This window comes from Pseudonocardia sp. ICBG162, assembly GCF_020496225.1.
Taxonomy (GTDB): domain Bacteria; phylum Actinomycetota; class Actinomycetes; order Mycobacteriales; family Pseudonocardiaceae; genus Pseudonocardia; species Pseudonocardia alni.
This window is the reverse complement of record NZ_JAHLJD010000019.1, coordinates 410,174-425,849: the sequence shown is the minus strand read 5'-3', so window position 1 is coordinate 425,849 and position 15,676 is coordinate 410,174. Positions and strand designations below refer to the sequence as shown.

At 74.5% G+C, this 15,676-nt stretch carries 21 protein-coding genes and 1 tRNA gene; 14 read left to right on the top strand and 8 right to left on the bottom strand.

Annotated elements, in window-relative coordinates:
* Positions 1–175: 175 nt before the first annotated feature.
* On the bottom strand, positions 176–751 hold the full coding sequence (locus tag KPL60_RS20510) for an isochorismatase family protein (protein WP_226355503.1): 576 nt from the start codon (positions 749–751) through the stop codon (positions 176–178).
* A 3-nt stretch (positions 752–754) separates the two neighbouring features.
* On the bottom strand, positions 755–2,041 hold the full coding sequence (locus tag KPL60_RS20505; RefSeq protein ID WP_226355504.1) for a nicotinate phosphoribosyltransferase: 1,287 nt from the start codon (positions 2,039–2,041) through the stop codon (positions 755–757).
* A 124-nt stretch (positions 2,042–2,165) separates the two neighbouring features.
* Here KPL60_RS20505 and clpS point away from each other — a divergent pair, with 124 nt between their 5' ends.
* Positions 2,166–2,474 (top strand): ATP-dependent Clp protease adapter ClpS, encoded by a 309-nt coding sequence (gene clpS, locus KPL60_RS20500; RefSeq protein ID WP_226355505.1) that lies wholly within the window; start codon positions 2,166–2,168, stop codon positions 2,472–2,474.
* Between the two features lie 2 nt (positions 2,475–2,476).
* A complete protein-coding gene (locus tag KPL60_RS20495; protein ID WP_226366854.1) occupies positions 2,477–3,028 on the top strand; it encodes a DUF2017 domain-containing protein in 552 nt (183 codons plus the stop codon).
* Positions 3,029–3,043: 15 nt separating this feature from the next.
* Here the strand turns inward: KPL60_RS20495 and KPL60_RS20490 are convergent, their stop codons facing one another.
* Positions 3,044–4,729 (bottom strand): bifunctional UDP-sugar hydrolase/5'-nucleotidase, encoded by a 1,686-nt coding sequence (locus KPL60_RS20490; protein ID WP_226366853.1) that lies wholly within the window; start codon positions 4,727–4,729, stop codon positions 3,044–3,046.
* 134 nt (positions 4,730–4,863) lie between these two features.
* On the opposite strand from KPL60_RS20490, the gene KPL60_RS20485 reads away from it, so the two are divergent.
* From KPL60_RS20485 to KPL60_RS20440, 10 genes are all read left to right on the top strand, one after another.
* Positions 4,864–5,358, top strand: coding sequence for a Mov34/MPN/PAD-1 family protein (locus KPL60_RS20485; RefSeq protein WP_226366852.1), 495 nt, complete (start codon positions 4,864–4,866; stop codon positions 5,356–5,358).
* 115 nt (positions 5,359–5,473) lie between these two features.
* Complete coding sequence (locus KPL60_RS20480; protein WP_226356660.1) at positions 5,474–5,749, top strand: MoaD/ThiS family protein; 276 nt, start codon at positions 5,474–5,476, stop codon at positions 5,747–5,749.
* 62 nt (positions 5,750–5,811) lie between these two features.
* Positions 5,812–6,759: a PLP-dependent cysteine synthase family protein gene (locus KPL60_RS20475; protein ID WP_226355508.1), complete on the top strand. Its 948-nt coding sequence runs from the start codon at positions 5,812–5,814 to the stop codon at positions 6,757–6,759.
* Positions 6,760–6,808: 49 nt separating this feature from the next.
* A complete protein-coding gene (locus KPL60_RS20470; protein ID WP_226366851.1) occupies positions 6,809–7,411 on the top strand; it encodes a rhomboid family intramembrane serine protease in 603 nt (200 codons plus the stop codon).
* Positions 7,408–8,238 carry a glutamate racemase gene (murI, locus tag KPL60_RS20465; RefSeq protein WP_062400757.1) on the top strand — a complete coding sequence of 277 codons (831 nt, stop codon included), beginning with the start codon at positions 7,408–7,410 and terminating at the stop codon, positions 8,236–8,238. The genes KPL60_RS20470 and murI overlap by 4 nt, the downstream gene beginning before the upstream one ends.
* A gap of 62 nt (positions 8,239–8,300) precedes the next feature.
* Complete coding sequence (locus tag KPL60_RS20460; RefSeq protein ID WP_226366850.1) at positions 8,301–8,675, top strand: hypothetical protein; 375 nt, start codon at positions 8,301–8,303, stop codon at positions 8,673–8,675.
* Positions 8,668–9,069 carry a hypothetical protein gene (locus tag KPL60_RS20455; protein ID WP_226366849.1) on the top strand — a complete coding sequence of 134 codons (402 nt, stop codon included), beginning with the start codon at positions 8,668–8,670 and terminating at the stop codon, positions 9,067–9,069. Before KPL60_RS20460 ends, KPL60_RS20455 begins: the two co-directional genes overlap by 8 nt.
* An 8-nt stretch (positions 9,070–9,077) precedes the next feature.
* Positions 9,078–9,863, top strand: a complete 786-nt coding sequence (locus KPL60_RS20450; protein ID WP_226355510.1) for an MBL fold metallo-hydrolase — start codon at positions 9,078–9,080, stop codon at positions 9,861–9,863.
* A gap of 22 nt (positions 9,864–9,885) precedes the next feature.
* Positions 9,886–10,686 carry a ribonuclease PH gene (gene rph / locus KPL60_RS20445; protein WP_226355511.1) on the top strand — a complete coding sequence of 267 codons (801 nt, stop codon included), beginning with the start codon at positions 9,886–9,888 and terminating at the stop codon, positions 10,684–10,686.
* Positions 10,683–11,372 (top strand): non-canonical purine NTP pyrophosphatase, encoded by a 690-nt coding sequence (locus KPL60_RS20440; RefSeq protein WP_226366848.1) that lies wholly within the window; start codon positions 10,683–10,685, stop codon positions 11,370–11,372. The genes rph and KPL60_RS20440 overlap by 4 nt, the downstream gene beginning before the upstream one ends.
* A gap of 3 nt (positions 11,373–11,375) precedes the next feature.
* On the opposite strand, the gene KPL60_RS20435 is transcribed toward KPL60_RS20440, so the two are convergent.
* The gene (locus tag KPL60_RS20435) at positions 11,376–11,774 is read right to left on the bottom strand and encodes a carboxymuconolactone decarboxylase family protein (RefSeq protein ID WP_062404267.1); all 399 of its coding nucleotides are present in this window, start codon (positions 11,772–11,774) and stop codon (positions 11,376–11,378) included.
* Positions 11,775–11,951: 177 nt separating this feature from the next.
* On the opposite strand from KPL60_RS20435, the gene KPL60_RS20430 reads away from it, so the two are divergent.
* Positions 11,952–12,665 (top strand): TVP38/TMEM64 family protein, encoded by a 714-nt coding sequence (locus KPL60_RS20430; protein WP_226355513.1) that lies wholly within the window; start codon positions 11,952–11,954, stop codon positions 12,663–12,665.
* A gap of 18 nt (positions 12,666–12,683) precedes the next feature.
* On the opposite strand, the gene KPL60_RS20425 is transcribed toward KPL60_RS20430, so the two are convergent.
* From KPL60_RS20425 to bcp, 3 genes are all read right to left on the bottom strand, one after another.
* Positions 12,684–12,756, bottom strand: a tRNA-Leu gene (locus KPL60_RS20425).
* Positions 12,747–13,397, bottom strand: a complete 651-nt coding sequence (locus KPL60_RS20420; protein WP_226366847.1) for an HNH endonuclease signature motif containing protein — start codon at positions 13,395–13,397, stop codon at positions 12,747–12,749. The genes KPL60_RS20425 and KPL60_RS20420 overlap by 10 nt, the downstream gene beginning before the upstream one ends.
* 35 nt (positions 13,398–13,432) lie before the next feature.
* Positions 13,433–13,900 (bottom strand): thioredoxin-dependent thiol peroxidase, encoded by a 468-nt coding sequence (gene bcp, locus KPL60_RS20415; RefSeq protein WP_305080701.1) that lies wholly within the window; start codon positions 13,898–13,900, stop codon positions 13,433–13,435.
* 275 nt (positions 13,901–14,175) lie between these two features.
* Here bcp and KPL60_RS20410 point away from each other — a divergent pair, with 275 nt between their 5' ends.
* Positions 14,176–14,397, top strand: coding sequence for a DUF3618 domain-containing protein (locus tag KPL60_RS20410; RefSeq protein WP_062404273.1), 222 nt, complete (start codon positions 14,176–14,178; stop codon positions 14,395–14,397).
* Positions 14,398–14,450: 53 nt separating this feature from the next.
* Here KPL60_RS20410 and KPL60_RS20405 read toward each other — a convergent pair whose 3' ends face one another.
* Positions 14,451–15,668: an NAD(P)/FAD-dependent oxidoreductase gene (locus KPL60_RS20405; protein ID WP_226366846.1), complete on the bottom strand. Its 1,218-nt coding sequence runs from the start codon at positions 15,666–15,668 to the stop codon at positions 14,451–14,453.
* Positions 15,669–15,676: the final 8 nt, after the last annotated feature.

The window sequence follows — 15,676 nt, the reverse complement described above, 5'->3', positions numbered from 1 at the left end:
CCACCAGGGCCGACCGGAGAACACCAGTGGAACAGCCGGACAGTCCGGCGGCTCACCCGCGCCCCGGCACCACTACCAGTCCCAAAAGATCAACAACCTGGCGGCTCAAGATCGACGGTGGATCCAGGCTGAGCCACCGGCACCGGCCGGGACGCGTTCCCGGCCGGTGCCCGGCTCAGGCGGTGCGCAGCTCCACCCCGGCCTCGGCCAGCGCGGCCAGCGCCCGCTCCGTCGTCTCCGGGGCCACCCCGGCGCAGTGGTGCAGCAGCACCGTCGTCGCCAGCCCGAGCCGCGACGCGTCGAGCGCGGTCGCCCGGACGCAGTGGTCGGTCGCCAGGCCGACGACGTCGACCTCGGTCACCCCGCGCTCGGTCAGCCAGTCGCCCAGCGGCGTGCCCGACTCGTTCCCGCTCGCGCCCTCGAACCCGGAGTAGGCGCTGGTGTAGGCGCCCTTGTCGAAGACGCACTCGATCGGCGCCACGTCCAGGGCCGGGTGGAACGACGCGCCCGGCGTCCCCGCGCGGCAGTGCGGCGGCCAGGAGTCGACGAAGTCCGGGGTGTCGGAGAAGTGCGGCCCCGGGTCCACGTGCACGTCCCGGGTGGCGACGACGTGGTCGTAGACCCGCCCGTCGCGGCCGGCGGTCGCGAGCGGCCCGATCCCGGCGGCCACGACGGCCCCGCCGGCCACCGCGAGGGCGCCGCCCTCGCAGAAGTCGTTCTGGACGTCGACGACGATCAACGCTCGTGCCATGGCTCAGCTCCCGGTGAGGAAGGTGGTCGGGATCGCAGGCTCGCCGCGGGACAGCTTCAGCCCCTCCCACGGTACGGCGACCAGCGCCGTCCGCAGCCGCTCCCGGGCGGCCTCCAGCCCGGTGACGACGTCGTCGGCGACGACCTTCCCGTCCCGCACCAGCGGCACCGGCAGCGCCCGGTCGTGCGGGCCGAGGACCGGGTCGGTGCCGTAGGGGTACACGACCTCCTCGACCGCGGTCCCGGTCGGCTTGAACCGGCGCAGCGCCGCCTTGCGCCCGCCGCGGGACTCCTTGGCGCTCGACCGCTTGGCCACCGGGCGCCCGTCGACCTCGACGAGCTTGTAGACCATCCCGGCCGTCGGCGAGCCCGACCCGGTGACCACCGAGGTCCCCACGCCGTAGGAGTCGACCGGCTCGGCGCGCAGCGAGGCGATCGCGTACTCGTCGAGGTCGCCGGACAGCACGATCCGGGTCCCGGTGGCACCGAGCGCGTCGAGCTGCTCGCGGGCCTGGCGGGCCAGCTCGCCGAGGTCCCCGGAGTCGATGCGGACCGCACCCAGCCCGGGACCGGCGGCCGCGACGGCGTGCTCGATGCCGCGGCGGATGTCGTAGGTGTCGACGAGCAGCGTGGTGCCGGTGCCCAGCGCGGCGACCTGGCTGGCGAAGGCGGCCGGCTCGTCGTCGTGCAGCAGGACCCAGGCGTGCGCGGCGGTGCCCGCGGTCGGGATGCCGTGCCGGGCGCCCGCGGCGAGGTTCGACGTCGTCGCGAAGCCCGCCAGGTACGCCGCCCGGGCGGAGGCCACCGCGGCCTCCTCGTGGGTCCGGCGCGAGCCCATCTCGATCAGCGGCCTGCCGGCCGCCGCCGTCACCATCCGGGCCGCCGCCGAGGCGATCGCGCTGTCGTGGTTGAAGATCGACAGGGCGACGGTCTCCAGGATCACCGCGTCGGCGAAGGTGCCGGTCACGGTGAGGACGGGGGAGCCGGGGAAGTACAGCTCGCCCTCCGGGTAGCCGTCGACGTCGCCGGAGAAGCGGTAGTCGCGCAGACGCTCCAGGGTCGCCGCGTCGACGACCGGGGCGAGGAACTCCAGGTCGGCGTCGGAGAAGCGGAAGCGCTCGATCGCCTCCAGCAGCCGCCCCGTCCCGGCGACGACGCCGTAGCGCCGCCCGTCGGGCAGGCGGCGCGCGAACAGCTCGAAGACGCAGTGGCGTTCCGCGGTGCCGTCGGCGAGGGCCGCCGCCACCATCGTCAGCTCGTAGCGGTCGGTCAGCAGGGCCGTGCCGGTCATGGCCGGGAGCCTACGGCCGCCCGCGCCGTCGTGGTCGGTGCCGCTGTGGCCGGTGCCGTCCGCGGGCCGCGCGGCCGTGCGGTCGGGCCGTGACCGCTGTCCCGGCTGTGCCACCATGGGGCGCATGTCCGCGCCGTCCCCAGCGCCGTCCCCGGCGCCCACCGAGCAGGTCGCGCCCGACCTGGACGAGTCCGCCGGCCCCGACACGCCGTGGCAGGCCATCGTCTGGAACGACCCGGTCAACCTCATGTCGTACGTGACCTACGTGCTGCAGAAGGTGTTCCACTACCCCGAGCCGAAGGCCACCGCGTTGATGCTCGACGTGCACCACAAGGGACGCGCCGCGGTGTCGGCGGGGGACAAGGACACCGTGGAGGGACACGTCGCCCAGCTCCACGCGGCCGGCCTGTGGGCCACCATGCAGCGGGCCTGAGCGTGAACGGCTGGAAGCGCAGCGGCCGGGGCGACCGCGTCCGCTACACGTCCGGGTTCTCCGGCGAGGAGGCCGTCGTCCTGCGGGGGCTGTTCGTCGAGATCCGCCAGATGTTCGCCGGTCGTGCCGAGCTCGCGCCCACCGACGAGCTCGCCGAGCTCACCGGCATCCGCACCGGCCCGACGTCGCGGCCGACCGACCGGGTGCTGGCCCGGCTGCTCCCGGACTTCACCACCGAGGACTCCGACCTCGCCGGCGGGATGCGCTCGCTGCACGAGCCGTCGCTGATCGAGGCCAAGGACACCGCCGCGGCGACCGTGCTGGACACCCTGCCCGAGGCGGGCGGACGGCTCGAGCTCACCGAGGCCCAGGTCGACGCCTGGCTGGCCGCCCTCAACGACGTACGGCTCGCGCTCGGCACCGCCCTCGACGTGAACGAGGACATGCCCGAGCAGCTGCCCGACGACGACCCGCGGGCCCAGCACCTCGGCGTCTACCACTGGCTGACCTACGTGCAGGACTCCCTGGTCCGGGTCCGCGTCCGCGGGCTCTGACCGCCGGGCCCACCCTCAGCGGCGCACGATCCGGTCGGTCGACGGCGCGGCCAGGCCCGGGTTCGCGCCCAGGTAGGCGACGAACGCGTCGAGGTCCACCGGGCCGCCGACCAGCTCGGTCCCGGCGGTGACGGTGTCGAAGCCGTCGCCGCCCGCGGACAGGAAGTTGTTCGTCGCGACCCGGTAGCGGCCGTCGTCGGTGACGGGGACGCCGCCGATCGAGATGTCACCGACCCGGTTCCCGGCCACCACCGTGTAGCGCAGGTTCGACGAGCTCTGCAGGACCGTCGGGCCGTCGTCGACGGTGAACTGCTGGTCGAGCACCGCGCGCAGCTGGGCGCCGGTGAGCGTCATGGTCTGCAGGATGTTGCCGAACGGCTGCACGGTGTAGGCCTGCCCGTAGGTGACCCGCCCGCCCGCGCCGGGCACCAGGTCCGCGCGGACCCCGCCGGGGTTGGTGAGGGCGAGCTGGGCGCCGTCGCCGCGGGAGGCGGCGAGCTGGGCGTCGGCGATGACCGTGCCGAGCGGGGACAGCCCGGTCGGCGCGGCCGCGCGCAGCAGCGGCCCGGCCACCGTCCCGACCGGCCGCTCGGCCAGCGGTCGCGACTGCGCGACCGCACGGTCGACGACGTCGGCGACGGCCGGGTCGGGCGCGACGTCGCGGGTGACGACCTCGTTGCGGGCGGTCGTCGCGCCGCGGTCCACGTCGCCGTCGCCGGTCAGGGCGAGGTCGACCACCGACAGCAGCCTGCCGAACGACAGGCCCTGCACGAACGGTCGCGGGTTCCCGGCCGGGTCGGTCGCCGAGCACGCGTACTGCTGGTGGGTGTGCGCGGAGAACACCGCGTCGACGTCGGCGGACACCGCGGCCGCGATCCGCGACCCCGGCCCGCCGGGCTCGATCGCACAGGCGTCCGGGCCGCCGTCGCCGGTCGCCTCGTCGCCCTGGTGCAGCAGCAGCACCTGTGCCCGCACCCCCTGCGCGGTCAGCTCGCGCGACGCCGCGTCGACCGCGGCGACCTCGTCGCCGACCTCCAGGCCGCGGATGCCGTCGGGGGAGACCAGGTCGGGCAGCTCGGACAGGGTGGCGCCGATGACGCCGATCCGGGCGCCGCCCGCCTCCACCACCGTCGACGCTGCCAGCGCCGGCATCCCGCCCTGGGTCACGTTCGCCGACAGGATCGGGAACGACGCGCCGTCGTAGGACGGGGTGAAGCGGCAGCCGTCGGCCGGGTGGCAGCCGCCGCGCTGCAGCCGGCGCAGCTCGGTGATGCCCTCGTCGAACTCGTGGTTGCCTGCGGCGGACGCGGCGACGCCGACCCGCCCCAGCACCTCGACGGTCGGCTCGTCGCGGAACAGCGGCGACGCCAGCGGGGACGCGCCGACGTTGTCGCCGGTGGACAGCACCACGCTCGCCGGGGCCTGCGCCCGCAGCGCCGCGACGTGCGCGGCCAGGAACGCGGCGCCACCGGCCTCGACCTGCGCGCCGGCGTCGTCGGTCACCCGGCCCGAGGACCCCGACGGCGGCTCCAGGTTGCCGTGCAGGTCGTTGAGCGCGATGAGCCGCACCGTGCCGGAGCCGGGCGCGCCCGCGGCGGGGCGGCCCGAGAGCGTCACCGCCTCGACGGTGACCCCCACCGCGAGGACGACGACGAGCACGGCGGCGAGGACGAATCCGACACGGCGACCGGAGGAGGGCACGCAGGGCAGTATGGACGTACCCCCGAGCGGGAGGCCGTGGCCGGGATCACAGACCGTGGTGTCGAGTGCGTGAACGGCCGGTTCCCGCCCGGCGGGTGTTCGGTCCCGCGGCCGGGGCCGCGTATCCTCGGGTCGTGCTCGTCCTCCGGTCCGACCTCGTCGATGCGCTCGTCGCGCACGCCCGCCGGGACTTCCCGGTCGAGTCGTGCGGGCAGCTCGTCGGTCCCGAGACCGGCGAGCACCCCGAGCGCTACGTGCCGATGACCAACGCCGACGAGGTGGCGAGCGACTTCGCCTTCTCCCCGGCCGAGGACATCCGCCTGGAGCGCGAGCTGGACGCGGCCGGTGAGCGCCGCATGCTCGTCGTCCACTCCCACACGCGGCTGCCGCGGCGGCCGGTGGCGCACACCGGCCTGCCCGAGGCCTACCCGTCGCCCAAGGACGTCGCCCAGATGGAGTGGACCCCCGACCAGCACTGGCTGATCGTGGGCCTCGCCACCGCCGACGCCGAGCCCGAGGTGCGCTCCTACCACCTCGCCGACGGCGAGGTCGTGGAGGACGAGCTGGCGGTCGTGGAGTCCTGCATGTTCTCCCACACCGGCTCCGACGACGTGCCCGACCGGGCCTGATCGACCCTCTCGCGCACCCGCGCCGGAGGTCGCGCGGGAATGTCGCCGTACTCCGGCCGCGTTGTCGCGCGTGAGAAATCCACGCCAGAGCGACCCACCAGGAGTGATCACCGAGATGGCCGTCTCCGTCTCCATCCCCACCATCCTTCGCACGCACACCGACGGTGAGAAGACCGTCGAGGCGAAGGGCGACACCGTCTCGGCGGTCATCGACGACCTGGAGTCGCGGCACAGCGGCATCAAGGACCGTCTGATCACCGACGGCAAGCTGCACCGCTTCGTCAACATCTACGTCGACGACGAGGACATCCGTTTCGCCGGCGGCCTGGAGGCCCCGGTCAAGGAGTCCTCCACGTTCACGATCCTCCCGGCCGTGGCCGGCGGTCGCTGAGCCCCACCGGACCCCGGCACCGGGCGGCGTCCCCGCCCGGTGCCGTCGTGTGAGGAGAACCCGTGCGTTATGACTCGTTGCTGCACGCCGTCGGCGACACCCCGCTGGTCGGGCTGCCGTCCCTGTCGCCGTCGGAGGACGTGCGACTGTGGGCGAAGCTGGAGGACCGCAACCCCACCGGCTCGATCAAGGACCGGCCCGCGCTGGCGATGATCGAGGACGCCGAGAAGCAGGGGCTGCTCACACCCGGCTGCACGATCCTGGAGCCCACCTCGGGCAACACCGGGATCTCGCTCGCGATGGCCGCGAAGCTCAAGGGCTACGAGATCATCTGCGTGATGCCGGAGAACACCTCCGAGGAGCGCAGGCAGCTGCTCGCCATGTACGGCGCGCAGATCATCTCCTCGCCGGCGGCGGGCGGGTCGAACCAGGCCGTCGCCGTCGCCAAGCAGCTCGCCACCGAGCACCCGGACTGGGTGATGCTCTACCAGTACGGCAACCCGGCCAACACCGACGCGCACTACCGCGGCACCGGCCCGGAGATCCTGCGGGACCTGCCGTCGATCACCCACTTCGTCGCCGGGCTCGGCACCACCGGCACCCTCGTCGGCGCCGGGCGCTACCTGCGCGAGCACAAGCCCGACGTGCAGGTCGTCGCGGCCGAGCCCCGCTACGGCGAGCTCGTCTACGGCCTGCGGAACCTGTCGGAGGGCTTCGTCCCGGAGCTCTACGACGAGACCGTGCTGACCGGCCGGTTCTCGGTCGGCTCCTACGACGCGCTGCGCCGCACCCGCCAGCTCGTCGAGCAGGAGGGCATCTTCGCCGGGATCTCCTCCGGCGCGATCCTGCACGCCGCACTCGGCGTCGCGAACAAGGCGCTCGACGCCGGGCAGCGCGCCGACGTCGTCATGATCGTCTGCGACGGCGGCTGGAAGTACCTGTCCACCGGTGCCTACTCCGGTGACCTGGGGACCGCAGCGCAGGGCATCGACGGCCACCTCTGGGCCTGAACCGGGCACAACAGGCATAACGGGCGGCCGTGCCGGTACCGTGGGTGACATGACCGCACTCCCGGACGGCCGCCCCGCCCGTGTGCTGCCGCCCGCGCCGGTGCGCGCCGCGGTGATCATGCTGGCGTTCACCGCCGCGCTCTACGTGCTCGAGGCGGTCGACCAGGCCTCCGGCGGCATGGTCGACTCCGCCGCGGCGATCTACCCCCGCGACGTCGACGGGCTGTCCGGGATCCTCACCGCGCCGCTGCTGCACGCCGACTACGCCCACCTCGCCGCGAACAGCCTCCCGTTCCTGATCTTCGGGTTCCTCGCGATGTCCGGCGGCCCCGTCCAGTGGGTCGCCGTCACCGCCACGATCTGGCTGGTCAGCGGGCTCGGCGTCTGGCTGACCTCGCCCGCCCCGGTCCTCGGCGCGTCCGGCATCGTGTTCGGCTGGTTCCTGTTCCTGCTCACCCGCGGCTTCTACGCCCGCAACGGCAGACAGATCCTGCTCGCGATCGTGCTGTTCCTGATCTACGGGTCGATCCTCTGGGGCGTCCTGCCCTCGGACCCGATGGTCTCCTGGCAGGGCCACCTGTTCGGCGCGATCGGCGGAGTCGTCGCCGCCTACTGGGTCGCCAAGGCGGACCGCCTACCCTCGCGGGTGTGAGCGACGCACCCGGTATCGACGCACCGATCGGGATCTTCGACTCGGGCGTCGGCGGGCTCACCGTCGCCCGCTCGGTCATCGACCTGCTGCCCGCCGAACAGATCGTCTACGTCGGCGACACCGCGCACAGCCCCTACGGGCCGCGCCCGCTCGCCGACATCCGGCGCCTCGCGCTCGCGATCGGCGACGAGCTCGTCGACTCCGGGGTCAAGGCCCTGGTCATCGCCTGTAACTCCGCCTCGGCGGCCTGTCTCGCCGACTTCCGCGAGCGCTACCCGGTGCCGGTGGTCGAGGTCGTCCGCCCGGCCGTGCGCCGCGCCGTCGCCACCACCCGCAACGGCCGGATCGGGGTCATCGGCACCGCCGCGACCATCGCCTCGGGCGCCTACGCCGACGCCTTCGACGCCGCCCGCGACACCGAGATCACCTCGGTGGCCTGCCCCCGGTTCGTCGACTTCGTCGAGCGCGGCACCACCAGCGGACGCCAGGTCCTCGGCGTCGCCCAGGGGTACCTGGAGCCGCTGCAGCGCGCCGGCGTCGACACCGTCGTCCTCGGCTGCACCCACTACCCGCTGCTGTCCGGGGTGCTGGAGATCGTCCTCGGCCCGGACGTGACGCTGGTGTCCTCGGCCGACGAGACCGCCCGCACCCTGGTCCGGACCCTGCACGCGCACGACCTGCTGCGCGACGACACGACCCCGCCCGCGCCGCACCGCTTCCTCGCCACCGGCGACCCGGAACCCTTCGCCCGGCTCGGCCGCCGCTTCCTGGGCCCCGAGATCGGCTCGGTCGTGGGCCGCGCGGGCGCCGCGCTCCCGTCCGCCTGACCACCGGCCGCGACGGGCGGGTCCTCCGCGCCGTACCGGGAGCGGGGGGTAGCGTTCCCGCCGTGATCGGAACGCTCGTCCTGGTGATCACCGTGGCGCTCTCGGCCACCGCGCTGTTCGGTCTGGTCACGACGGCGCTGAACCGGCCCCCGAGCCGGGTGCACACCGTCGCCGTCGGGATCTGTGTGGCGCTCATCGTCGTGCAGGCGGCGATCGCGGCGTACCGGGTCCTGCTCGGCGGGGTCACCCTGCCCGAGCAGTCGACCTTCCTCATCTACCTGGCCGTCGCGGTCTGCGTCCCGGTGATCGCGCTGCAGTTCGCCACCGCCGAGCCGAGCCGCTGGGGCGGCGCCGTGATCGCCGTCGGCGTGATCGGGACGCTCGTCGCCGTGCTGCGCCTGCAGGGCCTGTGGATCCCGGGGGTGCCCGGTGCCTGAGCCCCGCGCCACCGCCACCGGCCCCGGCCGCATCCTCATCGCCGTCTACGGCATCTTCGCGCTCTCGGCCTCGGCGCGGGCCGGCGTGCAGATCGCCGAACGCTTCGGCGAGGCGCCGCTCGCGTACTCGCTGTCCGCGCTCGCCGGCTTCGTCTACATCCTGGCCACCGTCGGTCTGGCGGGCACCGGCCCCGGCTTCCGCCGCCTCGCCTGGTCCGCCGTGGTCTTCGAGCTCGTCGGCGTGCTCGCGGTCGGCGCGTTCACCACGTTCGTCCCCGCCGACTTCCCCCGCGAGACGGTCTGGTCGCACTTCGGCGCGGGCTACGGCTTCGTCCCGCTGGTGCTGCCGTTCATCGGGCTCTGGTGGCTGCGGCGTACCTCACGAACGGGTTAGGGTCGCGCATGCGGCTGATCGTTCTCGGGTGCTCAGGCAGCGGCCCCGGACCCGAGTCCCCGGCATCGGGCTACCTCGTCGAGGCCGGGGCGACCCGCCTCACGCTCGACCTCGGCAACGGCACCCTCGGCGCCCTGCAACGGCACGCCGACCCGTTCTCCCTCGACGCCGCGGTGTTCAGCCACCTGCACCCCGACCACTGCTCGGACTTCCCGTCGCTGGTGGTGCACCGTCGCTACCACCCCCGGCCCCCGTTCGACGCGACCGCGCGCAAGCTGGCCGTGCACGCCCCGGCCGGTGCGCACACCCGCTTCGCCCGCGCCGACGCCGTCACCGAGGAGGACTACGCCCGCACCGACCTCACCGACGTCTTCTCCTTCCACGACCTCGTGGTGGGGGAGCCGTTCACCGTCGGCACCGGCGAGGACGCCGTCACCGTCACCGCGTACGAGGTTGTGCACGTCTGCCCCGCCTACGCGCTGCGGCTCGAGCACCGCGGCCGGGTCCTGACCTACTCCGGGGACACCGCCGCCTGCCCCGGGCTCGTCGAGGCCGCCCGCGACGCCGACCTGCTGCTCTGCGAGGCCAGCTGGCCGCACGCCGAGGCCGGACCGCCCGGGGTGCACCTGTCCGGACGGGAGGCGGGCGAGCACGCCGCGGCCGCCGGGGCCCGGCGCCTGGTCGTCACCCACGTCCCGGCCTGGTTCGACCGCGAGTCCCTCGGCGCCGAGGCCAAGGCGGCCTTCGGCGGGACCGTCGAGCTCGCCCGGCCCGACGCGGTGTTCGAGGTCTGAACCGGCTTCCTACGATGGCCGGGTGACACGAACAGAGGGCAGGGCCGACGGCCGGACCGACGACGAGATGCGGCCGGTGACCATCACCCGGGGCTTCCAGAAGCACCCCGCGGGATCGGTGCTGGTGGAGTTCGGTGACACGAAGGTGCTGTGCGCCGCCAGCGTCACCGACGGGGTACCGCGCTGGCGGAAGGGATCCGGCCTCGGCTGGGTCACCGCCGAGTACGCGATGCTGCCCTCGGCCACCGACACCCGCTCGTCGCGGGAGTCGGTGAAGGGGAGGATCGGCGGCCGCACCCACGAGATCTCCCGGCTGATCGGCCGGTCCCTGCGCGCCTGCATCGACCTGCGCGCGCTCGGCGAGAACACGATCGCGATCGACTGCGACGTCCTGCAGGCCGACGGCGGCACCCGCACCGCGGCCATCACCGGCGCCTACGTCGCCCTGTGCGACGCCGTCACCTGGCTCGGCGAGCAGGGCAAGCTGTCCGACCCCAAGCCGATCTCCTGCCAGGTCGCCGCGGTGTCGGTCGGCGTCGTCGACGGCCGCGTCCGGCTCGACCTTCCCTACGAGGAGGACTCGCGGGCCGAGGTCGACACGAACGTCGTCGCCACCGAGACCGGCACCCTCATCGAGGTCCAGGGCACCGGCGAGGGCGCCACGTTCTCCCGCTCGACCCTCGACGCCATGCTCGACTCCGCGCTCGCCGGGATCGCCGAGCTGGCCCGCCTGCAGGTCGAGGTGCTCGCCGCACCGCACCCGAAGATCGCCGCGCAGGCCGCCGCCGACGCCCCGGACACCGCGGGGGAGGGCGAGGCGTGAAGATCCTGCTCGCCACCCGCAACGCCAAGAAGCTCGTCGAGCTGCGCCGGATCACCGAGGCCGCCGGGCTCTCCGGGGTGGAGATCGTCGGGCTCGCCGACGTCCCCGAGTTCCCGGAGGCCCCCGAGACCGGAGCGACCTTCGCCGCGAACGCGCTCGCCAAGGCCCGCGACGCCGCCGCCGCGACCGGGCTGCCCGCGATCGCCGACGACTCCGGCATCACCGTCGACGCCCTGAACGGCATGCCGGGCATCTTCTCCGCCCGCTGGTCCGGCCGGCACGGCGACGACGAGGCCAACCTGCAGCTGCTGCTCGGGCAGACCGCCGACGTCCCCGACGAGCGCCGCGGCGCCGCGTTCGTGTGCGCCGCCGCGCTCGTGACGCCCGACGCGGCCGCCGCCGGCCTCGACTCCGACCCCGCCTCCGGCGGCACCGACGGCACCGGCGGCCCCGACGCGGAGGCCTCCGTGCCCGGGCGCACCGTGGTGCACGGGACGTGGCGCGGCACCCTGCTGCGCGCCCCGCGGGGGGAGAACGGCTTCGGCTACGACCCGATCTTCGCCCCGGAGGGCGACGGCCGCTCCTCGGCCGAGCTCAGCGCCGAGGAGAAGGACGCCGCCTCGCACCGGGGGACCGCGCTGCGCGCGCTCGTCCCGCACCTGCAGGCGCTGCTCGCCGACGGCTGAGGACTACTCGGGGGCGGGCTCGGCCAGGACGCGCTGCGCGATGCGGAACGCCGAGTTCGCCGCCGGGACCCCGCAGTAGATCGCGGTCTGCAGGATGATCTCGACGATCTCGTCGCGGGTCAGGCCGTTGCGCCGGGCCGCCCGCACGTGCAGCTCGAACTCCTCCCAGTGCCCGTGCGCGACGAGCGCGGTCAGCGTCACCGCCGAGCGCATCCGGCGCTCCAGCCCGGGGCGGGTCCAGATCTCGTTCCAGGCGTAGCGGGTGATCAGCTTCTGGAAGTCCGCGGTCGTGTCGTCGACGCGGCCCAGCGCCGCGTCGACGTAGTCCGAGCCGAGGACCTCGCGGCGCACGGCCAGCCCGTCGGCGTCCAGTTCGGCGGGGTCGATACCCGAGTCGCTCATGGTCGGCAGCCTCTCACGGCCGGCCCCGGCGGCACCTGCGCCGGCCGCGCCCGGCGGCGCGCCCGGAGGTGCCCGGCCACGCGGTCGGCCGCGGCCGGCGGCGCACACGGGGGAGCCCGGTCACGTGCGACGACCGCGGCCGACGGCACCGGTGCGGGTCTCGGTACCGTGATCTCCGTGCGGTGGTGGCGGTTTCTGCTGGGCTGCCTCGGGCTGGTGCTCGCGGCCGCACTCGTCGTACTCGTGGCCCGGTCCCTGGGGCTGTCCGCCGTCCCCCGGTTCGGTGAGCTGCGCCGGGCCGTGGAGGCCGCCGGGATCTGGGGCCCGGTCGTGTTCGTGCTGCTCCAGGTCGCGCTGAACGTCCCGCCCTTCCCCCGGACGGTGTTCACCGTGTCCGCCGGGGTGCTGTTCGGCGCCGTCGGCGGTGCGGCGCTGACCCTGTTCGCGACCGCGCTGTCCGCGGTGGTGGCGTTCGCGCTCGTCCGGGCCACCGGCGGGCGGCTCGTCGCCCGCTACGCCGGCCACCCGCGTGCGGTGTGGGTGCGCCGCAGGCTCGACCACCACGGCGTGCTGGCGGTGACGTCGCTGCGGCTGATCCCGATGGTGCCGTTCGCGGTGCTCAACTACCTGTCCGGGCTGTCCCAGGTGCGGTTCTGGCCCTACCTGGTCGGCACCGTGATCGGGTCGGCGCCGAGCACCATCGCCGTCGTCGCGCTCGGCGACGCCGTGACCGGGCACGTACCGCCGGCCCTGCTGCTGGTCTCCGGGATCTGCGCGGTGCTCGGGCTCGGTGGGGTGCTGCTCGCCGCCCGGCGGCCGCTGCCGGACGAGGCCGACGGCGTCGCGCCCGGGGGCGCGGAGCCGGCCGGGACCGCGCCGCCCGCCGGGTGAGGCGGGCGACGCGACGCGTGCCGGCGGCGGGATTCGAACCCGCACTCGCGGCCACCTAAAGACCGTGCCTCTGCCGTTGGGCTACGCCGGCCGGCTCTTGCGGACACACCACGTCGTCGTTTGGGCGTGGCAGTTCGGGCACAGGATACGGAGGTTCTCCAGCCGGTTGTCGGTGTGGTCACCGTTGACGTGGTCCAGCTGCAGCGGCAACGGATGGTCCCGCCACCGGTCCAGCCCGCACAGCTCGCACCGGGCCTCCTTCAGCCCGGCGGCGACGAGGCGCTTGCGCAGGTGACCGGTGTTGCGCATCGGCGAGTTCCGGACGAGCACCTCGGACAACGGGCGTGGGGCCCGGGTCGCCGTCGATCGTCCGCGTGACCACGCCTGGCCGCGGAAGTGGGTGGTGTCGAGTCCCAGACGCCGGATGTGCCCGACGACCAGCCGGTGCATCCCGCCGCTGGGGGCGTAGCCGAGACGGCGCAGGACGGCCGACACCGTCTCCGCATCGCGTACGGCCGCGGCCAGGTCGTCGTCGGTCCAGTGGTGGCGTCGGCGGCCCTCCACCGGGCCCGGCAGGTGGCTCGCGTCGGCGCCCACCCGTGCGATGTGGGCGCGCAGCCAGTCGTAGCGACCCGGGCGCAGCCCGAGGGCTCGGCACACCTCGGCCAGGGTCCGCGCCGCCGCCACCGCCGCGACCAGCTCCTCGTCGGTCCACCGGCGGGCGCGGGGCACGTCCGCTCACCCCGCGCCCGCCGGCCGGACGGGCATCAGACCTTCCAGTCCCGGCGCAGCTTCGCCACGTGCCCGGTCGCCTTCACGTTGTACTGCGCGTCGACGATCGTGCCGTCCTCGCCGACCAGGAAGGTGGACCGGATGACCCCGGTGACCGTCTTGCCGTAGAGCTTCTTCTCGCCGAAGGCACCCCAGGCGGTGAGGACCCCGCGGTCCGGGTCGGACAGCAGCGGAAAGGTCAGCTTCTCGTTGTCGCGGAAGGTCGCGAGCTTGGCGGGCTTGTCGGGGGAGATGCCCAGCACGTCGATGCCCGCACCGTTCAGCTCGGCGAGGTTGTCGCGGAAGTCGCAGGCCTCCTTCGTGCAGCCCGGGGTGCTCGCCGCCGGGTAGAAGTAGACGACGACCTTGCGGCCGCGGTAGTCCGCCAGGGAGACGGCCGTGCCGTCGGCGTCGTCGAGGGTGAAGTCGGGGGCGGTGTCGCCCGCCTGCAGCCGTGTGCTCATGACGATCAGCGTGCCACCCGCCGGGCGGGCCGCGGACCCGAGTGCGGTGCCTGTGGACGTACCGGCCGGTTGTGGACGGATGCGGCGCGGACGACCGCCGGGCCGACCCGATCGGCGGCGCGCCGGTGGCCGGGCGCGCGGACCGGGCCGTGCGGTGGCTACGGTGTGTGCCACGCCGCTCGCGGTGCCCGGACGTCGGTGTCGGGGCAGCGTCGGGCGCGAGCAGCAGGAGTCCCGGGCGCGGACGCGTACCGGCCGAACCGGAGGTGGACGTGGTGGCCCGCGACCCCGAGAACATCCAGCGCGAGATCGAGAAGACCCGGGACGCGCTGGCCGAGAGTCTGGACGCCCTGGCGGACCGGGCGAACCCGAAGAACCTCATCGAGGGCGGCAAGGAGCAGCTCGCGGAGCGGCTCGCCGACCCGAAGGTCAAGTACTCGCTGATCGCGGTCGGCGCGCTGGTCGGGCTGGCGATCGTCCGCTCGATCTTCCGCTAGACCGCCTGCACGTCACGCCCGGCCGGTGTGCGCACCGGCCGGGCGTTCGTGTGTCAGGACAGCGAGTCGCGCAGCTCCAGCGTCGCGGCGCGGTCGGCGCCCTCGGCCAGCGGGCGGCGGTAGCGGGCGACGAGCCGGGCCGCGCCGAACCCGGCGACGGCGACGAGGTCGTCGCCGCGCAGGTAGCCGAGCACCGTGCCCTTCACCGGGCCGTCGTCGAGACCCTCGCCGTGCAGCGGCAGCAGCGAGTCCGCGCGGTCCGGCCGCCCGACGAGCTGGATCTTCATGCCGAACTGGTCGGACCAGAAGAACGGCACCGCGGCGGGCGGCGGGGTCGTGCCGGTGATGTCCGCGGCGACCGCGGCGGCCTGATCGCTCGCCGAGGTCCAGTGCTCCAGCCGGGTGCGCTCGCCGGTGTCCGGGTCGGTCCAGGCGGCGGCGTCGCCCGCCGCCCACACCCCGGGCAGCCCGTCGACCCGGCCACGGTGGTCGCAGGGGATGCCGTCGGCGACGTCGACGCCGGTGGCCTCCAGCCAGCCCAGGTTGAGCATCCCGCCGACGCCGACGACGATCTCGTCGGCCGTCACCGTCGACCCGTCGGAGAGCGTGGCGCCCGCGTCCGTCAGCTCCGCCACCGACACCCCGGTGCGCAGGTCGACCCCGGCGTCGCTCATCAGCCGGGCCACCACCGCGCCGGCCTGCTCGCCCAGCAGCCGCGCCATCGGCACGGTGCCGGTCTCGACCACGGTGACCGTGACACCCCGGTCCCGCGCGGTGCTCGCGACCTCGGCCCCGATGAACCCGGCACCCACCACGAGCAGCGACGACGCCGAGGCCAGCGCGTCGCGCAGCTGCTCGGACTCGTCGACGGCGCGCAGCAGGTGCGCGGAGTCGGGCTGGTCGTCGAGCACCCGGGAGGTGACCCCCACGGCGAGGACGACGGCGTCGGCGTGCAGCACGGTGCCGTCGTCGAGCTCGACCTCGGAGCCGTCGGCCGGGTCCCCGGCGGGCCGCAGGGCGACCGCGGAGCGGCCGAGGTGGGTGCGCACGCCGAGCTCGTCGAGGTCCTCGGCGGTGCACAGGTCGACCTTGTTGCGCTCCCACTCACCGGCCAGGAACTGCTTGGACAGCGGCGGGCGGTCGTAGGGGAGGTGCTCCTCCGCGCCCACCAGGCTGATCCGGCCCTCGTAACCGTCCCGGCGCAGGTTCTCCACCGTGCGCAGCCCGGCCAGTCCTGCGCCGACCACCAGCACGTGTTCCGGCACGCTCATCTCCTACC